Origin of the sequence: Flavobacterium hibernum, from assembly GCF_000832125.1 — a bacterium.
GTDB lineage: Bacteria > Bacteroidota > Bacteroidia > Flavobacteriales > Flavobacteriaceae > Flavobacterium > Flavobacterium hibernum.
This window is the reverse complement of record NZ_JPRK01000012.1, coordinates 96,151-121,622: the sequence shown is the minus strand read 5'-3', so window position 1 is coordinate 121,622 and position 25,472 is coordinate 96,151. Positions and strand designations below refer to the sequence as shown.

The window sequence follows — 25,472 nt, the reverse complement described above, 5'->3', positions numbered from 1 at the left end:
GTAGTGAAATAAAAAGTCAAAATACTGAAATTCAATTATTTAATAATTTAAAACCAATAAAAAAAGTAGTGATTTTAAAATAATTAATTAGATTTTTATCGAAATTAAGCCTATTTTCATGACCATTTCTTCAAAATCATTTCGCGAAACTGCTGCTTTATTTCGAGCTCTTGTGCGATAATTATAAATAGTGCTTAAAGAGTAACGAAGAAAGGCTGCAATTTTTACACTATCAGTAATTCCTAGGCGAATTAAAGCAAAAATACGAAGCTCCGTATTGAGCAGTTCTCCTTGTTTTAACACGATTTGTTCTTCCTTAATTAAAAGCGCGTTGAAGTCTTTCACGAAAGTGGGATATAAATTCAAGAAGATTACATCAAAGTTTTTGTATAATTCTTCGAGTTCGTTATCGACCAAAGTAGTCGATTTTAGCATTTTGTAAATCTCATCAAACTGTTTGGCGGTTGCCTTTTTGTTTAAAATAATGCGGTAATTTTCGAGTTTATTAATGTATGTCGAACAAAGGCTAAAAAAATGCGCAATATACTCCTCTTTAATATGGTTAGATTCTGATAGTTGTGCGTTTCGTTCCTGTAGCTGATTGTTAGTTTCTGTAATATCCTTATTCAATTCGGCCAGTTTTTGACTTGTAATGAAAAGTTCTCCACGAATTCTGGAAACTTTTTTCATTTGCTTATAAACATAAATTATAGCTACGATCAAAAATGCCGATAATAAACTGATACATAAAAGATACAATTGTAATTCCGTTTTTCGCTTGGCTTCTTTTTCCAGATAAACGGTGTTTATTATCGAATATACTTCTGACATTAAAAGGGTTCGAAACTGAACATTGCAATATAATGCGTCTTCAATTGCTGATTGAGTCAGTTTATACGCCATATCTACATCTCCCGTTTCATAAAAAACCAAAGCCAATTCCTGTAATGATGCATTGTCTTTGTTTGCTTTTTTTATGTCTGAAGTTGCAGAAAGTGCATAGTATTTCTTCCTTAGTTCTAATTCGTGTCTTGTTTCATAAATTTTACCCAAAAGATAGGTGATCATTGCATATTGCGGATCATCTTCTTTGGTATTTTTAAACAAATCCAATAACTGCTTTTCGGCAATGTCGCCCTTTTTTTGCGACATTATTTGCTGTATCTTATTGATTTGATAGTTTAATGTTTTGGGATCTAAAATTGTCAATAAGGAATCACGGTATTTTTGGATTTGCTGAATGTATTTTACATCATAACTGTTGGCAGCATAATGCTCAAAAAACTCACGATAAGCTACATAATAATTTTGTAGCAATGATTTTGACAGCTTTTTTTTATCTATACTTTTTAAAATAGCTTCGGACTCACGATATTTCCCTGAAGACGAATAAAGTGTAACTAATTGAAGATTTGCCAAATTTAATAATTCCGGATTTTGAATTTCGCTGGCAAGTTTCAGATTCTTTTTGACATACAAAATAGCCGAATCTGAATTGAATTTCAAATATTCTGTATACAGTGTTTTATTATAATTGTACTCTTGTTCTTTAGTTAAATCATCAGATTTAATTTTTTTAAAGTTCAAAATACGTTCTTCTTTTAGCCTAACGTATTGCCCTTTGTTTTTTAGTGCATCGTTTAGTTTTTCTATAATAATCGAAGTATCATCCAATGCATAAACAGGAAAACTAATGAGAACGATTAAAAGAAACTGAATAAATTTTTTCAAGCTGATGGATACTAAATGAGACTTACAAATATAATAAAGTGCTACAAAAGAAAAGTGCATATTTCGTTAAACAAAAAAGACTGAAATTAATCAGTCTTTTTTGTTCTTATTATATAATAAATTAAGGTTTTAACTCTGTAAATTGAGTATCCAATTGAAAGGATTTCTTAACTTTTTCAACCGTGATTTCGTTAGGAACTGAAAATTCGACAGTTTTTTTAATATTTAAAGACGAAGAACCAACCAAAACTTTATAAGTTCCGGCTTCGGCAATCCATGCACTTTTATTTTCTAAAAATGAAGCCAGATCTTTTGGAGATAAAGTCAATTGTAACGTTTGGCTTTCTCCTGGTTTTAATTCTTTTGTTTTTGCAAAAGCTTTTAATTCTTCTTTTGGCTTATCAATAGATTTTGCCGGAGCCGAAAGATATATTTGAACTACTTCTTTTCCGGCTACTTTTCCGGTATTTTTAACCGTTACTGAGACCGTAAGTTTATCCTTGAATGTTGGTGCGCTTAATTTTACATCAGCATAATCAAATGAGGTATAAGAACTACCAAAACCAAATTCGTAAGATGGTTTTATATTGAATGTATTAAAATAACGGTATCCAACATAAACTCCTTCCTGATACGTCACTTCTTTTGGATTATCTACAGGAAATCCCGGGAAGTTTTTAGCCGATGGTGTATCTGAATATTTTACTGGAAATGTCATCGTTAATTTTCCTGATGGATTTATTTTTCCCGAAACGACATCAGCAACTGAGTGTCCACCTTCTTGACCAGGTTGCCAAGCAAGTAAAATAGCGTCTACTTTATCTTTCCAAGATGCTGTTTCGATAACTCCTCCAATGTTTAAAATAACAACTACTTTTTTCCCTTTTCCATGAAAAGCTTTTGAAATCTTGTCCAACATTTCAATCTCTTCATTTGCCATATTGAAATCATTATCGACAACTCTATCTCCGCCTTCTCCAGAATTTCTTCCTAAAGTCACAAAAGCAATTTCAGAACTTGCTGCTTTTTTAGCAATAAAAGCATCATCCATTTTTAATTCTGGAAGTCTTTCTGGCAAAGCCAAAATTCCTCTTACTTTTCTTCGTTCTTTTTCAGCAACAACTTCTTTTTCAGCGTGCGGTTTGTACAAATCAACCAATTCTTTGTCTAATTTATAACCTGCTGCCGTTAAACCTTCTAAAAGAGAAACGGTGTGTTTATTATTCACACTTCCGCTTCCTGTACCGCCTGTAATCCAAGCGTAAGAAGTAACTCCAAATACTGAAACTTCTTTCTGTTTGTCAGCAAATGGCAATGCATTTTTTTCATTTTTAAGCAAAACCATTCCTTCTGCCGCAGCGTTTCTAGTTACTTCGGCATTTTTAGCTAAGTTTGGTTTATCGCTGTATTTGTATTTTGCAAAAGTTGGTGTACGAAAAACATATTCTAAAATTCTTTTTGCATTTACATTTGCCACTTCCTGAGATAATTTACCAGAGTTTAAAGCTTCTAATAATATTTTTTTCTGCGCAGGAATTCCTGGCATTAAAAGATCGTTTCCAGCATTCATTTGTTTTACAACATCAGAAATTCCTCCACTTCTTATCGATTCAAAACCAGGGAAACCGCCAAACCAGTCCGTCATTACGATTCCTTTAAAACCCCATTCGTTTCTTAAAACCTCTGTTAGCAAATCCTTTCTGTCAGATGTATATTCGCCATTCAGCTTATTATAAGATGACATTACAGTCCAAGGCTGAGATTCTTTAACCGTGATTTCAAAACCTTTTAAGTACAATTCTCTAATCGCTCTTTCAGAAACATGAGCATTAATCGTTAAACGATTAGTTTCTTCATTATTTACTGCAAAGTGTTTGATCGAAGTTCCAACGCCTTGTGACTGAATTCCGTTTACAATCGCTGCTGCGGTTTTTCCAGAGATCAATGGATCTTCAGAATAATATTCGAAGTTTCTACCGTTCAATGGATTTCTCTGAATGTTCAAGGCAGGCGCTAATAAAACATCAACTCCATATTCTTTTACTTCATTACCCATTGCTTTTCCAACTTCTTCTAAAAGTGCTTTATTCCAAGTCGAAGCCAAAGCCGTTCCTACCGGAAATGCCGTTGCATAATAAGTTTTAGAGTCATTATCTCTCGTTGGCGCAATTCTTAAACCAGCAGGACCATCGGCTACAACAGTTGCAGGAATTCCAAATCGTTCAAAAGCAGCAGTTCCTCCGGCAGCACCGGGAACCAAACCTTGCTTAGAATCTCCAACTGGACCTGTTAATACTTCGATTCCCGGCATTCCGGTACCTATAAGTAAATCTACTTTTTCGGCATTGGTCATTTCTTTGATGATGGCATCAATTCTTTGATCGACAGAAAGACGAGTGTCTTCCCAAATATCTAATTTTCCGTTTCTGTTTAAATCGAAAAATTTAAATCCCTTAATAGTTAGAACTGGCGGATTCGTTTCGTCATTCGGAATTGTTTTCCAAGACAAATTTGAAAGCACCAATGCTGTCAAAAGCGTAATTCTCGCGGTTTTTATAAGTTTATGTTTCATAATATAGATAGTTTTAAATAGTCTTAATTAATTTTCACGCAGATTAAAAAAGGATTTAAGCAGATAAACGCAGATTTTTTTTATTTAATCTGCTCAAATCTGTCTAAATCTGTGTGAAACCTTTTCTCTTTACTTCACTAAGAATCCTTGTAATGTAAGCCATTCTTCAAAACGGATTTCCCATGAATCAACAGGTAAATTCTGTTTTCCAGTACCAAATCCATGTCCACCTTTTGAGTACATATGAAGCTCAACGCTTTGTCCTGCCTCAAGCCATTTATTATACATTTGAATGCTTCTTGGAGCTAGTTTTAATTGGTCATCGCTTGCTGCACACAAAAACATTGGAATCTTTTTCTCTGGAGTTGCAACTGTTAAAAGTTCTGGTCTTGGACCTCCGTAAATATTTGCGATAAAATCTGGTTGTTGATCTGCTGTGTTTTCCAAAACCGTTTCCATTGCAACTGTACTTCCTGCCGAAAATCCAATTATACCAACTTTCTTTGTATCAATTCCGTATTTTGAAGCATTGTCACGAACATATTTCAAAGCATTTTTTCCATCCTGTGCTGCCAACTTTATAGTAGCCAAAGAGTTTTTTTCGAAAGCTGCTCTGTCTTTTAATTTCTCCATCATTTCTCTCGCAGGATCATTGGTTTCGGTTTTGTTTAAACGGTATTTTAAAACAAAAGCTGTGATTCCTTTTTTACTTAAAATTTCGGCCAGTTCTTTTCCTTCTCTATTGATAGATAAACTCTGGAAACCTCCGCCTGGAGCAATTAAAATTGCTGTTCCTGTATTTTTTACTCCTTTAGGAACTTGATAAACCAATAAAGAAGGATCTGTAACATTGTAAACTACCTCTGTTTTAAAAAGATCAGAGTACATTTGAGCTTCTTTTTGTGTCCAGTTTTCAGATCCCGGAGCTTTTCCGGCGTATAGTTTTACTGTTTCTTGTGCTTTTACTGTTGTTGCTGAAAGCATTAGAAAAGCGAATAGTATTGTGATTTTATTTTTCATGTGATAAATTCATTTATAGTTTTTACTCTCAATGTTTGTCAGACTGAGCGAAGTCAAAGTCCCACAAGAAACTCGATAAACAGTGTCAAAACTTTGCGTGCGCTTCGACTTCGCTCAGCCTGACAAATTATTGTCGACTTTATTTGAGGAATCGTGTGTGATCCTTCGTTCCTCAGGATGACAAGATTGTGTTTACTTTGCGACTCAACAAACCTGACAGGTTTTAAAAACCTGTCAGGTTTAGGAATCGTACAAAAATTTACTGCTTTTTATAAGTCTCTGTTCGAGCATCTTTAATAACACCTTTCCAGTTCAATCCATAAGCAAAATCATAAGTATTTCCTTCGCTGTCTTTATGCGGAATCATATCATAGGGAACATCTTCGAATTGCTTTTCAACCGTTTCCATGTTTGCCGGCATTTGAACCGGTAACAATCCTGATGGTTCTGCTTTTCCTGAAATAATATCTAAAACAGCTTGAGACGAGACTCCAAAATTCAAAACAATTCCATCAACTTGTTTTTCGAATTCATTAAAAATCATAGGTTTTGAAGCTGTAACTGATACAATAACCGGTTTACCGTTCATCATATCTTTGGTATCCAGAATAGTTCTTAAATCCATAGTATTGGCAACCGTAACGGTTTTGTTTTTATAGGTTCTGTCTTTAATTGTTGGGTCGATCACCTGATCTCCGGCTGCTATACTTTTTGCTCTTGCTTCTGTCGCAGTATAAGTTCCATATTGCAATGAAATTGGCACATAACCATTGCTTCCGTTTTGTCTGTCTTTTAAGTCATAACCACCTTCTAGACTTTGTGGACTTGTTACAAAAACAATGGCAAAATCTGCTTTTGATGGATCTTCGGTAACATTATAATATTTCTTTACCAATTCCAGATTAACTGGATAATCAAGTTTTGGCTGACTTGCAACTCCCCACCAATCTTTGGTCGAAGCGGTGTAAATCTTTGGAATAAAAACGGTTTTCTTTTCTTTTAATGGTAAAACTGAAGCTTTGTTTTTCAATAATACTACTGATTTTAATTGTGCATCGTAACCTGCTTTCATAAATTCAGGATTTCCAACAATTGCTTTTGTTTCGGCAACATTTAAATATGGATTTTCAAAAAGTCCAACTCTAAAAATGTTCTTTAATAATCGAACTGCCGATCTTTCGAAACGCGCTCTCATAAAAGGTTCTCCAAATTCTTTGATTCCCATTTGATACGCTTCAAGAACTGGTTTTTTATCATTATTTCCACCAAATTGATCTACTCCGGCAACAATTGCTTTATAGTGTCTTTCTACTATCGAAAGATTTTCAACTCCCCAAGGTTTTCCAGCAAATAAATTAGGTGTTTTTCCTTCGTCGCCAGTTACCAACCAATCTGTACAAACTACGCCATCATAACCATATTTATCTCTCAATAAATCAGTAATAATATATTTGCTATAACCGTTGGCTACATTTTCATTGTATTTTTTATCCTGATTAAAAGTAATCGTGTAATAAGGCATTACTGCCGAAGCTTTGCTTGTTTTTCCTTTTAACTTGAATGCACCATTTATAAAAGGATCAATATGCTGTTGCAGATTATTGCCCGGGTAAACTGCAAATTTTCCGTAAGCCCAATGTCCGTCGCGTCCGCCTTCTTCGGCGCCACCGCTTGGCCAGTGTTTTACCATTGCATTTACACTTTTGTAACCCCAACCATCTTTAATTTCATCTTTTCCGTATGAAGTTTGAAAACCGTCAATATAGGCTCTTCCCATATCTCTGGTTAAAGCTGGGCTTTCGCCAAAAGTCATTGAGATTCTATACCATCTTGGCTCAGATCCTAAATCGATTTGTGGCGATAAAGCAGTTGCAATTCCAAGCGCGCGATATTCTTTGGCAGCAATTTGCCCAAACTGCTCTACAATTTTTGGATCAAAAGTTGATGCCATTCCTAATCCATCTGGCCACATCGAGATTTCTCCGCCTGCTCCACCGTTAAATTCTGAAGTTACATTTGCGGTATGACGCGGATCTGTACTGGTATTACTTGGGATTCCTAATCCGATTCCTTCTACAAAAGCCTGCATTTGGTTGTTCCATAAAGCGGCAACTTCCGGACTTTGTACTTTTGTAATTAATACGTGACGAAGATTATCTTCTTTTAAAAATGCTTTTTGCTGATCTGTTAAATCATACGCTTTGGCATTACTTTCCGGAAATACTTTTCCGTTGTACGTTCCGGCATTATAACCAGAAACTCCTGCTGGCAATGCTTGGTGACGGCTATACAGCATTAATCCTGCAATTTGTTCTATTGTCATTTGCGAGGCTAAATCTTTGGCTCTTTCATCTGCCGAAAGACGCCAATCTTCGTATTTATCCAGCTTTCCATTTTTATTTAAATCTTTAAATTTCTTTCCGTTAACGGTTAGAATTTTGATGCCAGATTCAGGAGAATATCCCAAATCTGCACCTTTATTATTTTTTACAATCGTAAAATTTTCTTGTTGTGCTTGTACTGTAGCACTTATCAAAAAAGCTAAAGCGGCTGTTATAATTACTTTTTTCATTTTATGTGAAATTTAAAATCTGAAATTTAGAGAGGCTTCTAAAGTAAATGGACGAATGTAAGATCCTACCAAAAGCTGATCGTAATATGCTGATGCATCTGTAATTAATTCAGCACCACTAATTGCTCCTTTTGCTCCCGTTTGATTTAGGAAGTTTACTGCCGTTAAACCAATATCAAAATGTTCGTTGATTTTGTAATTTACACCTCCAAAAGTTTCCCATCTTGGCGCGAAGAATAAAGCATTGGTAAGGTTTGCATATTGTTTACTGAAGTAACGGAAACTTGCCCAAACCTTTAAATCTTTATAGGTATAACTTGGATCTATTTCCATTAATACTTTAGAAATTTCCAAAACATTTTTGTCGTTATAAGAATAGTTATTTCCAAAAGCAGAGAAATCATAATTTTTATAAACCGGATCCTGAAAAGTGATTAAGTAATGTAAATTAAATCCTTTAAATGGTGTTGCCACGATGTCTGTTGTCCAACCTAAAGTTTGAATATCATAGAAAACTGTTGCAACCTCTGATTGACTTGCATTTGATGGGTTAACCAAATTTAATCTTGCCTGATAATTATTTCTTGTTAAGTAAGTTGCCTGCGAAACTACACTGAATTTCTCTTGATTGTAATACAATCCAAAAGCTGCTAAGGGACTTTTAGTCTTAGTTAAATTTGGTGCTACTGCTCCAGAGTAACTTTCTAATTGTCCATTTTTCTCTGTATATGTGAAATCGGCAAGGATTCCAGCGCTTTTTGTTACTTTATAAACGGCATTTATGGAACCTCCTAAATGAAACCAGTTATTATCAAAATATGATTTCTGACTTGGATCAAAAACTAAATTTGGAGTTCTAGGAGTTTGATAATAATCTCCTTTTAATTTGTGGTATCTTAAATTTACTCCATAAGCCAGAGTTAAACGATCTGAAACTGTCCAGTTATCAGAGAAATAACCTGATAATTTATTTTCGAAACCATTGTGATATTCGCCACCAACATTGTAATTGTAAAATCCGTCAGCATCTGTATTTGAAGTTCCGCCAGGAGTGTTACGAACTAATTTATCCGGATTTGCACTTACGGTTTGATTAAAGAAAGAACGGCTTGAAGTAAATTGATCAACATTGTAATAATACTCTAATAGACCAAATCTCCATTTGTGTTTTTCTACATTCTTTTTTATTTCAAAACGAGATAATACACTTGTTGTTGGCGTTCCGTCTGTATATAATCCCAACATTGAGTTTACATTTCCTACATAAGGTTGTCCTGTAGCTTCGTAGGTAAAGTTGTCTGCTGCAGTTCCTTGAAAAATACTCAATGGAATTGCAATTAACTGCGATGCTTTTGAAGTTCTAAAACGGGTTGAAAAATTGAACTTCCAGTCGTTTGCCAAATCATAATTTCCTAAGATATCGAAAGTATGAGAAGTTGTTGCTGCGTCGCTCCCGCCCATATCTGCAAATTTAGTTTCGCCAGAAAGAATGTCTTTAAATTTCAAGATTCCGTCGTTTACGATATAAGAATCGCGACCAATTTTAAAATCATTGTATTCTTCGACTTTACCGCCTTCTTTGTATCTAAAAACAGCATAATTTGTTAGCGAGGCTGAATTAGCATATTTATACAAGAAACTAATTTGTCCTTTTCCATTGTTAAACTTCTTGGTTAAACCTGCTCTGTAAATTTGTGTTCGGTCTGAGTATTTAGCAAATTTCAAATCAAAAGAATTCGGATCAAAATTAGCATATGCTCCCATTGTGTATGACCAGCCTTTTGCCATCGGACCAGAAACATTTAGGTCGCCTTTCATCCATCCAAAACTTGAACCTGAAAAATTCCCCACGACTTCCAGTTTATCTGTTCCTAGTTTTGTATAAGAATTAACGGCAAAACCTAAATCTCCTGTTGTAATTGCTGCCTCTCCAATTTTTAATAATCCTGTGCGACCTAAACTTTTGCTTTGTCTCCAAGTTCTGTTTGGCAACTCTGGCCAAAAGTAATATACTACCGGTAGATCATTTTCCTGAATTGTAATTCCTCCAACGGTCGAAGGCAATCCAATATTTACATCACGCGGCCCTGTATTGTTTGCCGCATTTAGCATTACGTTTCTGTTTTTCTCTTCTTTAGTGTCTGTTTCTACAATTTTTGTTTTTGTCGAATCTGTGGCTTTTTGCTGTTTTTTTTCTTCTTGAGAAAAACCTTCAAAAGTTGGAAAGAAGGTCATGCAAATTGCTGAAATCAATAATTTTTTCATGAGTGGTTAGTTAGGTAAGTTTGTTTAAATCTTCATTGCTTCATTATGAAGCAATATTAAAAACAAATTCTCATATCAACAAATAAATACCCCAATAATTTTCATAATCACATTATTATCAGACATAAAATTCCATAAAAACAATAAAAAAGAAATATCATTGCATAGTTCCAATTGGTCAAAAAACTAGCTACCACGTTTGCGTAAAGTATTGCAAACATTGGTTAAAGTCAGCTTGACCTTAATTTGACTTATGTCAAAAAAAAATTAACAGAAGCTTTTGATTTTTTTTTAATGCTTGTTTTAATTTTTTTAGAAAAATGTCAGAAAAAGTTGAAACGATTTGACTTATCATTATCAAAACATTAAATTTGGAGCTTATTATTACCCTTATGGAATTAAAGAAAATACTTGAAAAGCAGTCTGAAGAATCATTTAAGAAATACATTCCAACGCTTTCTATTGACAGCGCTATTTTTAGCTTTCATGAAAACGCGTTGTACGTATTGACTGTAAAAATGAAAGATTCTATTACTTGGGGACTTCCTGGAGGTTATGTAAAAAAAGAAGAGAATGTTGATGATGCTGCAGTTCGCATCTTAAAAGACAGAACGGGAACAGAAAATATTTACTTGCAGCAGTTTTATACTTTTGGAAACTTAAAACGTTCTGAAAGCGCTTTTGAAGAGCATGACGATACTATTTGGAACAAACAACGGTTTGTTTCTATTGGTTATTATGCTTTGGCAGAATACTCAAAAGTGAATTTGGTTATTGACCAATATTCGACAAATGTCGAGTGGCAGTCTATTGAAAATTTACCTGATTTTATGATGGATCATAGAAGTATTCTTGACAAAGCATTGCTTACGCTTCGTGAACAACTAAACAATCATCCTATTGGTTATAATCTTCTACCTGAAAAGTTTACGATGCCGGAACTTCAAAAATTATATGAAGCTATTTTAGGCAAAAAACTCAATCGTGGTAATTTTTATCGTAAAATATTACGTTACGACATCTTAACAAAATTAGACGAATCTCGAAAAGGCGGAGCTCATAAAGCACCTGATTTGTACAGCTTTGACTTAGAAAAATACAACAGTGCACTTAAAGAAGGTCTAAAAGGGAGTTGGTAATTTTTTTCACCTCATAAGTGATATAAGTTCATTTTAAGCTTTTTTCATTTTTTTTGCCACAGATTTCAAGAAATTTGTTGAAGACTTTGACAAAAAGTAGCTAACTTGGATGATCTATAAAGAGACGCGGATGATACAGATTTACAAAAGTAAAGCCGCGGATTAAACGGATTTAAAAATAATTAAAAATAAAATCCGTTTAATCCGTGTTTTCGCTTTAGCGAATCCGCATAATCCGCGTTCCTTTGACAAAGTGTTTGATAGGATTAAAAAGATTTTTTTTTTCAAGCTTTTAAACATTGATAATACCGTCAATTTTGTCATTTCGAGGATCGAGAAATCTCACTCGCAAATCGATAAAGATTGGCGACTTTCTATGCGGAGTTTCTAGTGTGATTTCTCCCTCCGGTCGAAATGACAAACTTTAGGCTCACAAACTTTGAAAAAGCCGATACTTAATTTACTTATATCAATTATATAGTTTAAAAACCTAAAAATTAAACAGCAATTGGCGCCGCCAAACAACTCTCAGGAATATCAAAAGCATTAACTAATGACACGGCATCTGGTCGAATATCCCAACAAAGCTGGTTGACCATTTTACGAATTGCTTTTGTTTTTACGGCTTCCATATAACCATCTTCAAGATACCAAGCTCTGTTTTTCTCTATTTGCGAAAGTGCATATAATTGATTGAGTTTTACAAGGATTTCTTTTGATTTTTTATCTTCTACAGCTTGTATTGCAAGTTGAAATTGCTCTAAAACTACACGCTCTAAATAGGCCTGTGCTACATCGATCATTTGATGTTGTACAACATTAAATGCATCGTAGGCTTCTAGTCCTCCGTCGACCAATTTTTTGATGCGTTTTGCTGCCGATGCCAAAATTGTTTTTTCCCGATGCTGAAATGCTTGCAAATGAAACTCTCCATCTAACAAATGTTCTTCATCTGTTCTTCGGGTTGCTATTGGATTTTTCTCTGCAAGAGCGGTTTTGGCATTTTCATACACATAATTAATGATTCCCAAAGAACCCATTTCTCCAAATGATTTTCTAAATTCAGATAAACGGTTTTTGGCAACCAATTGCATCAAAACAGTGTTATCACCTTCAAAAGTGGTATAAATTTCAGTATCATTTTTTAGGGCGTCAATTCGGTTTTCAGATAAATATCCTTTTCCTCCACAAGCTTCACGACATTCTTGCAAGATATCTCTTGTACTCCAAGTCGAATAGGATTTCATTCCTGCTGCCAAAGCCTCAATTTCCTGCATTTCTGACTCAGTTCGATTCAAAAATCGATTGGTAAGATATTGCAAGGCAAAATGTACAGCATAAGTTTTGGCTAAATGCGGAAGTAATCGACGCTGATGCATTCTGTAATTTAAAATTGGAACTTCTGATCCGCCTTCCGGGCCAAATTGTCGGCGTTGATCGCTGTATCGAATTGTAATTGTCAATCCAGATTTGGCTGCTGCCAAAGCAGAACGCGGAATACCAATTCGGCCTCCAACTAAAGTACCTAACATGGTAAAAAATCGTCTGTTGTCACTCGGAATTGGGCTTTCAAATTCGCCTTTATCATTTACAGAAGCAAAACGATCGAGCATATTTTCTTTCGGAATAATTACGTTATCAAAACTAATAGTACCGTTATCTACTCCATTTAATCCCATTTTATGACCACAATCGCCAATCGTAATTCCTTTTAAGGTATTTCCGTTTGTATCTCTTAACGGAACTATAAATGCATTTACACCGTAATCATGATCGTCAATAACTAATTTTGCAAAAACTGTTGCCATTTGTCCGTGAACGGCTGCGTTGCCAATATACTCTTTTTGAGCATTTTTGTTTGGTGTATGAATTACAAACGTTTGATCGTTATGATTGTATGTTGCTGTTGTTTCAAGCCCTTTTACGTTTGAACCGTGATGTGTTTCGGTCATTGCAAAACATCCGGGAATTTTTAGCGAACCAATGTCTTTTAGGTATTTCGCATAATGTTTTTCTGTTCCTAACGACTGAACACTCATTCCCCAAAGTCCAAATTGAACTCCAAATTTAATTACCAAACTCAAATCATGGTAACTTAAGGTTTCCATAATAGCAAAATAATCGGCTATGTTTTCGCCTCCTCCATATTGTTTTGGATATGCCATATTTCCGAGATTTTCTTCGGCTAAAATTTTGCACCAATTGTACACGGTTTCACGATATACATTAATATCTGTCGAGGTTTCATAAGCAAATTCAGGTCTTGATATTACTGCTTTTACTTTGTTGATTATCGCCGCTTGTTTACCGTTTAAAATTTCGGTTATTTTTTGAATATCAAAATCACTGTTGGTTTGCGAATTTGCAGTAAACGAACCGGCTTTTGTTTTAAAGTTCTGAAGCGCTTCTTCACCCAAAATTCCAAGATCATTCTCTAATTTTATAAAGCTTGATTGTAGGGTCGAAATATCTACATCTTTCTCTGAAAGTGCAACTGCAATATCAAAAATCGATTTTATATCTGTTTTATTTTGAATACTTTTTTCAATATCCAGTTTCCATTGTGCGAGTTCATTTCGCGAAGGCGGATTTGAAATATCGACTCTCGAAAGCAATTGCTGTTTTTCTTCGGGCGAAAGCCAGGTTAAATCATCAATAAATTTCTGAATTGTAGAGAACTCTTTTTGAGTCAACAAATCATCAGACCACACTAAATAAAATAACGGAATAAAGGCTTGTAGTTTGGTATTTTTCATAAAATATAGATTCGGTTTTTAATAGTTTTTGCCACAAATTAAAAAGTTTTTTTCAGCCACGAATTCAAGAATTTTTTCCATCTATTTGCGCAATAATCCGTGAATTCGTGGCTATTTTTTAAAGTATAGAATAATCCTTTTAATCAGTGAAATCTGTAGCATTCATTTTCATACATTTTATTGCATAAAAAAACAGAAATGAAAAATAATCATTCCTGTTTAAATATCCTGTTAAGATTCTGGTAATTTATAATTTTAAACCAATAAAAAACATAAAATACCTCACGTTATTTTAGAACCTTTGGATATTGTTGTAATCTTTGCTTCATCGCAAAAATATGATGTGAATTAAAAACTATTACAGCAAGAAAAACGATTCCGTATGCCAAAATCTGTATGGATCCAAATTGTTCTTTGTATAAAAACATGGCCAATAGAAAGGCAATCATTGGGTTGATATTTAAAAGCATGCCAACTGTTGATGAGTTGATGCCTGAAAGCGCGTAAAGATTAAGAAACAATGGAAAAATTGTAAACAAAATTGCAATGGTTTCTATACAGAAATAAAACTTAAACTCGGTTGGAACAGGACCGCTGTAAGCAGGATAAAAAGGCAATAAAAATAAGGCTGCTAAAGTTATATGAAACGTTAGTATTAAAAATTTATCAAATCCTTTGTTGATTCGCTGACTTACTAAATATGAGGCGTAGGTAAATCCTATTATGATACTAAAAAACATATCCATAATATTGGCATACGATAAAAGTACACAACCCGAAATACTAAGTCCTACTGCCATCCATTGTGTTTTACTTAGTTTTTCATGTAAAATAAAATAGGCCAGTAAAGTGGTTAAAATTGGACAAACTAAATAGGCCAAAGAGGTTGCTTTTACGCTAACATGATTCATTACATAAATAAATGTAAACCAATTTGCCATTAAAAAAACGCTTCCGCCAATATTCAATAAAACGGTTTTTCGCTTCTCTGATTTTGATAACGCTTTGAAACTTGCTGCTGCTTCTTTGATTTTTTTTCTTTTGAATGTAAAAGCGATTAACAGCATTAATATACTGCAACTAAATACACGATAGAATAAAATATCTAATGAAGCATAATCGTGTATTGGTTTTAAAACCAAACTAAAAAATCCCCAGATTATAAAGCAAGTCATCGCAGCGATGTAGTATTTTGTTGTTTTCATGGAGTTTTAGTTTATAGTTGGTTTTTATTATAGCAAATTTCTAAAAAATAAAATAGCAATACAGATACAGTTTTTGTAAATTGCACCATAACAGTTTTTTTTTATGAAGAATTCTAATTACTTGTATTTGCAATTTGCTGACCGAATTGAAAAGCAGATAAAATCGGGCGTTTTAAATGTTGGTGACAAACTGCCTTCGATACGCGAGGTGTGTGCGGAAACTGGTTATAGCATGAGCACGGTAAGTAAAGCATATTATGAAGTCGAGAGTAGATCATTGATTGAATCAAGACCTCAATCTGGTTATTATGTAAGTAATACTTCGTCACGAATTATTACTGAACCTTCACCAAGCAGTCCCATTTTAAAATGTGCAAATATTGACCGTGAAGATTTAATCGATCAGGTTTACGGTAATATGACGGACAAAAATATTACCATGCTTTCTTTGGGATTTCCATCTAATGAATTACTGCCTATCGCGAAGTTAAATAAGGGAATGATTCAGGCAATGCGTGACTTACCAAATAGCGGAACGAGTTATGAGCAGGTTCAGGGTAATCTTAATTTAAGAAAAGAAATTGCCCGATGGTCGTTTACTTGGGGCGGATCTTTGACTGAAAAAGATATTATTACAATGCCAGGCTGTACGAGTGCAATATCTCATTGTTTAATGACGTTGACGAAACCCGGAGATACTATTATTACAGAAAGTCCTGCTTATTTTGGTATTTTACAACTAGCAAAATCATTGGGTTTATATATCATGGAGTTGCCTACAAATATGACTACGGGTATAGAATTGGATGCACTAAAAAAGGCCCTTTCGTCTAAGAAAGTGAAACTTTGTTTGCTGATGAGCAATTTTAGCAATCCGTCTGGAAGTATGATGCCAGCGGAACATAAAATAGAAGTTGTTCGATTGATGGAGTTTTATAATATTCCGTTGATTGAGGATGATATTCATGGCGATTTGTACTTTGGCTCGAGCCGCCCAACAAATTGTAAAACGTATGACGAAAGCGGTATTGTACTTTGTTGTAGCTCTGTTTCTAAAACTTTGGCTCCGGGTTATCGTGTGGGTTGGGTTTCTCCGGGTAAGTTTAAAAAAGAAATTTTACGGAATAAGATTTATCATACGCTCTCCTCGCCTACTATTACCCATCAGGTTGTTGGGGATTTTCTTAAAAATGGCCGTTACGAAAATCATCTTCGAAAAATACGTCAGATACTGCATCATAATTGCAATAATTACATCAATACCATTTTAGAATCATTTCCTAAAGGAACAAAAGTGAGTCAGCCACAAGGCGGTTTTTTTCTGTGGATTGAACTCGATAAAAATGTCGACACGGCCGCTTTTTATCATCTGGCAATGCAACATAATATTAGTATTGCTCCTGGTCGAATTTTCTCTTTTCAAGATCAATTCTCGAATTGTATGCGATTGAGTTTTGGATTGGTTTGGACTAATGAATTAAGACATTCGATACAAATGTTGGGAAGACTGCTTCATCGATAATTTTGAATTCTTAGCAATCTTGTCATCCTAACAAAGGAAGAATCTCATGCGAAACTCTGCAAAAAAAAGCCAGACAACGACCTAAAACGTTGTCCGGCTAACAAATTGAAAACCAACATCAATTAAATTATAAAACGAAGTAAGCGTTGTTTTCCGCTTTTTTAGTCTCAGGTTGAAGATGAAACTCATTGATAATATCAAATTCGCTTTGGTATTCATTCATCATCTGAGTAATATTTCTTTCGATTGTATTTGCAATAGTGGTTACAGGTGTATCTGTAGCTCTATTTTCGAACGGATCTTGCAAGTGAATTGCCATTCTTTCGATTAAAAAGAAAGCTGCTGCAATAGCCGTAATTAACGGAATTGCAAACCAACTAAGCACACTAATTAATCCAAAAGGCAACAACAAAATAAACAAGCACAATGTTAATCTAATGTACATACTGTATGTCGTTGGAAAAATGGTGTTTTTAATTCTTTCGCATTTACCCATTTCATCACACAATCTTGACAGAGTATTGTCAATTTCTACTTGTTGATACATGTTAATGCGTTTGTCATTTTTAGCATTTCTAAGGTCTCTTGCGTGCAATAGTAGAATCGCATTTGGTATGTTTTGATGATTTTTTACAAAACGCAATTCTTCTTCGCTAATCAAACCTTCTAATGGTTTTATGGCATCTTTATTTCGCAAAGATTCTCCTAAACTGTAGCACCATGCAATTTGTCGTTTTGCAAAGTTTTCTTTAAATTCATTTGCTTCTACAGAAAAATTAGGGTCTTTATAAAATGTCAGCATTTGTCTGATTAATGTTCTGGAATCGTTTACAATCGCTCCCCAAACAATTCTTGCTTCCCACCATCTGTCATAAGCCTGATTCGACTTAAAGGCTAATAATAAAGATATAATTGTTCCAATCATTGTTGGAATTGCAATTGGAATATCTACTGGAAGATTAATGAAATAATTGTGAAAAACTTCAAACAGTATCGTGTAAGTTAGAACTAATGCAATTTCTACTTTAATTTTCCCGAGAACGTACCTCATTGGTATTTTTTTTCTTAATAACATCTTTTCGGTTTTAAATTAAACTTATATTTTTTTTGTGAAGAAGTTTGGTCTTACACCAACTCTTCATATAGAGACAAAACAGGAAGTCCTAGTTTGTCGTTTATATTTTCTTTTTTAGTTTTCTTGAATTTGATTTTTTCGCCTTTACGTGTTTCAACCAACAAATCGATGTTGTATTTTGAAATCGCTTCAGATAAATAAGGCGCTAATTTTTCGTAGTTGTCCTCAAAGCTTGATGTTTGACTTACAATTTCAAATGAGAAGTTTTCGTTCAAGAATTGTTGAACATCTTTAACATGGACATTTCCTTGAGCATTTTCGATGTATAGTGCTTTATTAAAATCTTCTTTAAATTGTTCAGTTCCTAAATGTAAAATGGGACATTTTTGGTTTCCTGCCAATTGTATAAGATATTGGTGGATGCGTTTTGTTTCTTGCTTATAAGATTGCGTCAGTACAACTAGTTTTACAGAGAAAACCTCAATAATACGTTTGAAAATTGGAGACGAAAGTCCGTATTGATTGTGTACTTTTATTTTGCAGTTTGGTGTGTGATCTATAATGTATCTACAAGTGTCCAAAACTTCTTCTTGGCTTCTTGTAAGACTTGTACGCATTTCGCGTAAAAAATAGGAAGATGAAAAACTATCCGGACTCTCAGAAACTATCATTAAGATAATTTCACATTGCGAATCTTTTGCCTGATTAACTGCCGATTTTACGGCGCTAATAGTATCATCTTTTAAAGTCGTAGGTATTAGGAAATTTTTCATATGTATAATCGTTTAGTTTATACATACAAAATAACTCTCTGTAAATTAGACGGTTCTTAACTTGAAATTAGAACTTTCTAAGATTCTACATTAGAATTTTTAATCTTAAGTTTTTTAATATTCGACATATTAAAGATAATAGTCACTATGGTACCTTTATTTTGTTCTGACTGTACCTGGATTTCTCCTCCATGCATACGGATTATTTTTGAGGCTAATGGAAGTCCTAAACCGTACCCAATATATTTGGTGGCAATTTTACCTCTAAAGAAAGGCTCATATAAATGCGGAATATCTTCGGGCGGAATACCGATTCCGATATCATTGATTGCAATTTTAATGTTTTCCTGATTGGCTGAAAGTGTTACAAATACTTCGTTGTTATCAGAATATTTTACTCCGTTTGTAATAATGTTATTGATGGCCAACTCTAAAAGTGGCTTGTTACAAGGAATTAATAATAAATTAGAATCTTTTGGAGCAAAATTTAGTTTAATACTTACTCGGTTATCCGGATAAATTTTATCCAAATCTGATTTTACATCCATTAACAACTCGTCGATTCTGGCAATATCCAAAACTTGCTTCTGACCGTCGTAACCCGTTTGGGTTAGTTTTAATAAACTCTCTGTTAAATTTCCTAATCTGGAAGCCTGACTATAAATATTTTCGAGCGACTGAATATATTCTGAAACTTCTCTTTCTTTAAGAAGCATAATTTCAGATTCGGCAATAATAGTGGTTATTGGCGTTTTTAATTCATGCGAAGCATTATTAATAAAATTGGCTTGTATTTCAAATGACGTTTCTAAACGATCCAACATATCATTGAATGTTTCTGTAAGATCTGAAATCTCATCGGAGTTCTTGACTTCGGGCAATCTGTTGTGAAGGTTCGAAGCACTAATTCTGTTTACTTCTCTGGTAATTCTTGCTACAGGATTAATTACACGTTTTGCTAGAAAACGTCCCAAAAAGAAGGCCAAAAACACGAATCCTATACCGCCAAAAAGCATGATTTTTATAATATAAATTGTAGTTGTAGGGCCTTTACGATCTCTGGCAGCAACAATTACAATGTATTTTTGATTGTGTTCTGTAAAGATTTGCCCTAAGTAATACTTATTAGCAACTTCATAATAATCTTTTCCGGTTTTTAAAATATTGGTATAAAATTCGTTTGGTAAATCCAGCTTAGTATTATAATCAAAACTATTGGCGCTATTTACTTTAAGAACAAATTCTTCTTCTTCTATAAGTTCTTCAAGACCATTTTTTTTAAGGTTGCTGTAGTATTTTATTTTTTCGGGATCTTTTTGAAAATGTATTGAAGCTACAATTTTTGCCCTGTCTTCTAATCGTTTTAAGAAATGATATCTGTTATTTTCACGAAACAAGACAAAAACAACAATACACAACAATAGTGTACTAAAGCTTGAAAGTGCTACATAAGTAAAAGTAATTTTTTTTCTTATATCCATTTTATAACTTTATCACATAACCTAAACCTTTCATCGTGTGAATGAGTTTGGTTTCAAACGGTTTATCTATCTTTTTTCTTAAATAGGTAATGTAAACATCGACTACATTGGTATTCATATCAAAATTAATATCCCAGACATTATCTAAAATTTGATCTCGAGATACTATTCGCCCAGTGTTTTTGGCCAAGTAATATAGTAATTTAAACTCTTTCGCAGTTAAAACAATCGATTCTCCATCTCTTTTTACTGTTTTTCCACGACCGTTAATTTCTAAATCGCCAATTGTAATAACGTCAATTTTCTCTGTATCAAGATGTGCCCTTCGATGTAGTGCATTTACTCTGGCATCAAGTTCGCCAAATTTAAATGGTTTTACCAAATAATCATCTGCACCGGCATTAAGTCCGGTTACAATATTTTCTGAAGTTCCTAGTGCAGTTAATAGTAAAACAGGAATAAAATTTTTGCTGGCACGAAGTCTACGGCAAATTTCAATTCCATTAATATCTGGTAACATCACATCTAAAACGACCACATCAAAATTATAATTATGAAGCATTTCTAGGGCTGTTGTGCCATCCATTGCTACACTAACTTCATTGTTGTTCTCGGCAAATCCTTTACGCAGAATGGATAAAAGATTTGGTTCGTCTTCGACTATAAGTAATTTCATCTTAATTGTGGTATGAAAAACAAAAATAGGGATTGAGTTTAAAAATATAAATCACTTCGTTATAAATTATGATTTAATTATGAACATTGGCTTTATAATGCTCAAAAAAAAAGCATTCATCAATGATGAATGCTTTTTTTACTTTTTAAAGAAGTATCTTTTGGGATTACTTACTTTTAAAATTAAAGCTTAATACAGCTCCTAAACCAAACTGATATGTACTAACGTAATCTTCTACACCAACTGGCCCATAGTATGTCCAATAATAACTGTTTCCAACTGCTGCCGACATTGATTGTAAATAAGCATTGATATTTACTGATACTGTTGAAGCTGTTTTTATTTTTACACCACCTTTAATATTCCATGCAAAATAAGTACCACTACCGCTTTGGGGAGTTTCTATAATGCCAACTCCTAGTCCACCACCTAAATAAGGTAATAGATTTGAACCTGTATCAAAATAATGTGTTCCGTCAAGAAGAATAAAATTTAATGCACCTTTATCATCTCCAATATTCACCTGAGTTCCGTCTGGTTTATAAAAAGGAATATGAGTATCTGCTCTTAAATATTTTAATTCTACTGAATTATTTGTTGAAAAAAAATACTCGAAACCTGCTCCGTATTGAAAACCATCCTCCAATTTAGCAGAATAACCATCATAATCAATTTTGTCTCCAAAATTATACCCACCATACAAATTAAGAGAAAAAGATCCTCTTTCCTGAGCTTTCATTCCTATCGCCGAAAGCAACAATACTAATAATAAACCAACTTGTTTCATAATTTTAAAATTTAAAAGTTACTATTTCACTCAACAAATACATTAATTTTCTTAATAAACCATTTAAAAAAATACAGGTAAAATTTTCAAATTACATAAATCGTTTTGTACTAATTTTACTAAAAAGTTTCTCCTGCATTTAAATAAAATCCCTTAGAATTATTTCCCCACGCATAATCAACAATCAAATTTGTTCGCGTTTTTTTATCAATCAAAATTCGTAAACCAACTCCCGCCGCTGGTTGTACAGATTTAAAAAGAGCGGTATTATTATCGTCATTGCTTGCGGTTACGAAATTGGTAAAAACAGTTCCGCTGAACATTTGATTGCAAGTTATTGGAAACCTAAACTCAGTTGAAAGGTAAATCAATCCGTTTCCCCGAAATAATCCTTGTGTATACCCTTCCCCACTTCGACTACGCTGATCCCAGCCAATTGCAGGCAAATTCAAGTAGGGTACACTTCCTCGCGTTACAAACTGACCGTATGTCCAGATTGCTAAAATATATCTATCGTTTTTACTCGAGAGCGGTATAAAATGTCGATACTCTGCATATAAGACATTACTATATTGCTGATTATTAAACAAAACAGGATTAAAACGATAATTAATATTAGCAAACCATCCGTGCGTGGCATTTACTTGATTATCACGTGAATCATAAACTAAATTTAGACTCATACCGTTCAAAAAATATTCAGAATTTGAGAATCCGTGTTCTTGGCTGTAATTATAATGGTATGTAAATTGCCCATTATCAACATCCAAATTCTCGTCTTTTATACTTGAATACCAATCGAGATTTATTCCTCCACCAACATAAAAGTTCTTCGCAACTTCAAAAGATACACTTTGGTGAAACTTGAAATAATCATAATCCATTGGCTGGGCAATGGAATCGACACTAAAATTATTTTGTTTGCTATGATGCGGAATAATATCTGTACCTAAACCGTAATTTGGCTGAGAAAAAATATACAAACGATAATCTCCACTCAAAAAGATTCTATTATTATTGAGCAAAATATTATTCTTAACATTAATAAGCCATTGCTTTTTTGTAGTATAAGTGATGCCCAAATTGGCAATAGAATATTTATCTTCAGCTTGTTTTCCTTTAAATGTATATTGAGCTACTCCACCAAAAAAAAATCCAGTTGCAGGTTGAGAACCGATGGCTGGAATGACTAGAAAAAAATTATTTTTTGTTGGCTTAACAACGTATATCGAGTCTTTCTTTTTAAAGATTTCTAAAATTGTTTTTGGTGGACACAATTCTGGATTACTCGTTTCAGTTTGGGTTTGGGCTGCAAGATTTAATGGAATAAGAAAGAGAAATGCTAAGATCTTTAAAGCACATTGAAAGCCATTATTTTTTAAAAATCTTACCATTGAAGTTGTACTTTTTTTAAATAACACTTATTCCCAATGTAAATATATACCTTATTTTCAATATCTTACACAATAATCATCTAAAAAATCAATATTTTTAACACAAAAAAACCGTCAATTTTTTTTGACGGCTCTTATAAGGTAATTCTTAAGTTTATTATTTAGTGATAAACTTTGGATTAATTAGATTATCTAATGAATAGATTTCGTCCCATTTTTCTTGTGTGATTAATTTTCGCTCAATTACGGCAATTTGATGTACACTTTTATTCATTTTTAAAGCTTCTCCAGCAATACTGGCACTTTCTTCATAACCTAAAATTGGGTTTAATTGTGTAACAATTCCAATACTGTTCATCACCATATTATAGCAATGATCAACATTTGCGGTAATTCCGTTGATACATTTATCAATTAATGTTTGAATTGCGTTTGAAAGATAATCTAAAGAGGTAAACATTGCGAAAGCAATAACTGGCTCCATAACATTAAGTTGTAATTGTCCTGCTTCAGCAGCCATTGTAACAGTTAAATCCTGTCCAATTACGTAAAAGCAAGTTTGGTTTACTACTTCTGGAATTACTGGATTTACTTTTCCTGGCATAATTGATGAACCTGGTTGACGTGCCGGTAAATTGATTTCGTTAAAACCTGTTCTTGGTCCTGAACTTAATAATCTTAAATCATTACAGATTTTCGAAATTTTTACTGCTGTTCTTTTTAATGTTCCCATAATTTGAACGTAAGCTCCTGTATCTACAGTAGCTTCAATTAAATCTGGTGAAAGTGTTAACGGAATTCCAACTTCTTTTGCCAAATAATTTACACAAATTTCTGGATATCCTTCTGGTGCATTTACTCTGGTTCCAATTGCAGTTGCTCCCATGTTGATTTCTAAAACCAAACTTTGAGCCTCTCTTAATCTTCGAACATCTTCGCCAATTGTTGTAGCATAAGATCTAAATTCTTGTCCTAAAGTCATCGGAACGGCATCTTGCAATTGCGTTCTTCCCATTTTTAAAACACTTTTAAATTCTTCTCCTTTTGCAGCAAAAGCAACTTCTAAACCTTCTAGGGTTTTAATAAAACTTTCCATTTTCATGTAAAGGGCAATTCTAAAAGCTGATGGATAAGCATCGTTTGTAGATTGAGAACAGTTAACATGATTATTTGGGTGAAGGAAATTGTATTCTCCTTTTTTATGTCCAAGGTATTCTAAACCAATATTAGCAATTACTTCGTTTGCATTCATATTTACAGAAGTTCCTGCTCCACCCTGAATTAAATCGCTCACAAATTCCTGATCAAATTTACCTGCAATTACCTGATCGCTTCCGTAGCAAATTGCCTCGGCAATCTTAGCGTCAAGTGCTCCACAATCTTTATTGGCCAAAGCAGCTGCTTTTTTTACATAACCAAGAGCTTTAATAAATAAAGGCTCTTTTGAAATTGGAATTCCTGTAATATTAAAATTTTCTACAGCTCTAAAAGTTTGGATTCCATAATACAGATGATTCGGAATATTTAATTCTCCTAAAAAATCATGTTCTTTTCTTGTTGATTCCATATGATATAAAATTGTTACGTATTAACTTAAAAAATCAATGTAAAGCTACATCAAATTACTATATAATAAAACATTTTTAAATTAAAAATCAACAAGTTTTAATAAAATTAACCCCTTAATATTAAACACTTATCATTTTAAGACCTTAAAAATGTCAAATTAATAAAAAAACCCACAAAACTCGAACTCTGTTTTAGCAAAACAAAGCTTGACACAGCCTTACATTTCAAAAGAAATTACTTATAAAAATAGTGAAATATTTTTAGTTTTTGTGTTAATTAATATTCCCATAAATTATTATCTTTTCACTCTTTATTATTTATTAAATACAACATTGAAAAAAGAATCTGAATATTTCCTTGATAAAGAATACAACTCAATTATATATGGTAGAGACGAGGTCAATTTTAAAGATTTCGAATGCTGCATCTTTAATAACTGTAATTTTTCGGCTTGCACTTTTTTGGCCGTAACTTTTATTGATTGTATTTTTAATGATTGCATTTTTAGTGAAGCAAAAATTAATTATGTTGCATTTAGAACTGCAACCTTTAATAGATGTGAAATTAAGGAGGTGAATTTTGCGATGTGTGACAAACTCATTTTTGAAATCCATTTTTATGATTGTATTCTGGATTTTTCGAAGTTTTACACCTTAAAGATAAAAGGAACAACTTTTACCAATTGCAGTTTAATTGCGGTAGATTTTATGGCTACAGATCTTACAAGTGTTCTTTTTGATAATTGCGATTTATACCGATCTGAATTTGATAAAGCTATCGCCAATAAAGCCGATTTTAAAACGAGCTTTAATTATACTATTGATCCATCAAAAACAAAATTAAAGAAGGCTGTTTTTGCTTTGAAGGAAGTGAAAGGCTTGCTATTTAAGCATGATATTATTGTGAGTTAAAAACAAAAAATGAACACGAATTTC

The 25,472-nt window shown here is 33.4% G+C and carries 17 protein-coding genes; 3 read left to right on the top strand and 14 right to left on the bottom strand.

Translation table 11 applies throughout. The features are described from left to right. Positions 1-87: 87 nt before the first annotated feature. The 5 genes from IW18_RS15355 to IW18_RS15335 all read right to left on the bottom strand — a co-directional run bounded on the left by IW18_RS15355 (position 88) and on the right by IW18_RS15335 (position 10,160). Positions 88-1,731: a DUF6377 domain-containing protein gene (locus IW18_RS15355; RefSeq protein ID WP_041518771.1), complete on the bottom strand. Its 1,644-nt coding sequence runs from the start codon at positions 1,729-1,731 to the stop codon at positions 88-90. A gap of 121 nt (positions 1,732-1,852) precedes the next feature. Next, complete coding sequence (locus IW18_RS15350; protein ID WP_041518770.1) at positions 1,853-4,303, bottom strand: glycoside hydrolase family 3 C-terminal domain-containing protein; 2,451 nt, start codon at positions 4,301-4,303, stop codon at positions 1,853-1,855. A gap of 129 nt (positions 4,304-4,432) precedes the next feature. Next, positions 4,433-5,323 (bottom strand): alpha/beta hydrolase, encoded by an 891-nt coding sequence (locus tag IW18_RS15345; RefSeq protein WP_041518769.1) that lies wholly within the window; start codon positions 5,321-5,323, stop codon positions 4,433-4,435. Positions 5,324-5,582: 259 nt separating this feature from the next. Continuing rightward, a complete protein-coding gene (locus tag IW18_RS15340; RefSeq protein WP_041518768.1) occupies positions 5,583-7,895 on the bottom strand; it encodes a glycoside hydrolase family 3 protein in 2,313 nt (770 codons plus the stop codon). Between the two features lie 12 nt (positions 7,896-7,907). Beyond that, positions 7,908-10,160 (bottom strand): TonB-dependent receptor, encoded by a 2,253-nt coding sequence (locus IW18_RS15335; protein WP_041518767.1) that lies wholly within the window; start codon positions 10,158-10,160, stop codon positions 7,908-7,910. 392 nt (positions 10,161-10,552) lie between these two features. Between IW18_RS15335 and IW18_RS15330 the strand changes: the two genes are divergently transcribed. Continuing rightward, complete coding sequence (locus IW18_RS15330; RefSeq protein WP_041518766.1) at positions 10,553-11,299, top strand: NUDIX hydrolase; 747 nt, start codon at positions 10,553-10,555, stop codon at positions 11,297-11,299. 497 nt (positions 11,300-11,796) lie between these two features. Here the strand turns inward: IW18_RS15330 and IW18_RS15325 are convergent, their stop codons facing one another. Beyond that, the gene (locus IW18_RS15325) at positions 11,797-14,055 is read right to left on the bottom strand and encodes an acyl-CoA dehydrogenase family protein (protein ID WP_041518765.1); all 2,259 of its coding nucleotides are present in this window, start codon (positions 14,053-14,055) and stop codon (positions 11,797-11,799) included. A 287-nt stretch (positions 14,056-14,342) separates the two neighbouring features. Then, positions 14,343-15,260, bottom strand: a complete 918-nt coding sequence (locus tag IW18_RS15320) for an EamA family transporter (RefSeq protein ID WP_041518764.1) — start codon at positions 15,258-15,260, stop codon at positions 14,343-14,345. Positions 15,261-15,363: 103 nt separating this feature from the next. On the opposite strand from IW18_RS15320, the gene IW18_RS15315 reads away from it, so the two are divergent. Continuing rightward, entirely contained in the window at positions 15,364-16,782 is a 1,419-nt protein-coding gene (locus IW18_RS15315) for an aminotransferase-like domain-containing protein (protein ID WP_041518763.1), read from the top strand. A gap of 127 nt (positions 16,783-16,909) precedes the next feature. Here the strand turns inward: IW18_RS15315 and IW18_RS15310 are convergent, their stop codons facing one another. From IW18_RS15310 to aspA, 7 genes are all read right to left on the bottom strand, one after another. Then, a complete protein-coding gene (locus IW18_RS15310; protein WP_041518762.1) occupies positions 16,910-17,857 on the bottom strand; it encodes a bestrophin family protein in 948 nt (315 codons plus the stop codon). Between the two features lie 50 nt (positions 17,858-17,907). Next, positions 17,908-18,630: a hypothetical protein gene (locus tag IW18_RS15305; protein ID WP_041518761.1), complete on the bottom strand. Its 723-nt coding sequence runs from the start codon at positions 18,628-18,630 to the stop codon at positions 17,908-17,910. A gap of 77 nt (positions 18,631-18,707) precedes the next feature. After that, positions 18,708-20,111, bottom strand: a complete 1,404-nt coding sequence (locus IW18_RS15300) for a sensor histidine kinase (protein ID WP_041518760.1) — start codon at positions 20,109-20,111, stop codon at positions 18,708-18,710. A 1-nt stretch (position 20,112) separates the two neighbouring features. Next, positions 20,113-20,787, bottom strand: coding sequence for a response regulator transcription factor (locus IW18_RS15295; protein ID WP_041518759.1), 675 nt, complete (start codon positions 20,785-20,787; stop codon positions 20,113-20,115). Positions 20,788-20,953: 166 nt separating this feature from the next. Beyond that, positions 20,954-21,574: an outer membrane beta-barrel protein gene (locus tag IW18_RS15290; protein WP_041518758.1), complete on the bottom strand. Its 621-nt coding sequence runs from the start codon at positions 21,572-21,574 to the stop codon at positions 20,954-20,956. Between the two features lie 119 nt (positions 21,575-21,693). After that, a complete protein-coding gene (locus tag IW18_RS15285; RefSeq protein WP_041518757.1) occupies positions 21,694-22,968 on the bottom strand; it encodes a BamA/TamA family outer membrane protein in 1,275 nt (424 codons plus the stop codon). A 157-nt stretch (positions 22,969-23,125) separates the two neighbouring features. Further along, positions 23,126-24,535: an aspartate ammonia-lyase gene (aspA, locus tag IW18_RS15280; protein ID WP_041518756.1), complete on the bottom strand. Its 1,410-nt coding sequence runs from the start codon at positions 24,533-24,535 to the stop codon at positions 23,126-23,128. Between the two features lie 334 nt (positions 24,536-24,869). On the opposite strand from aspA, the gene IW18_RS15275 reads away from it, so the two are divergent. Beyond that, positions 24,870-25,448: a pentapeptide repeat-containing protein gene (locus tag IW18_RS15275; RefSeq protein WP_041518802.1), complete on the top strand. Its 579-nt coding sequence runs from the start codon at positions 24,870-24,872 to the stop codon at positions 25,446-25,448. Positions 25,449-25,472 lie beyond the last annotated feature (24 nt).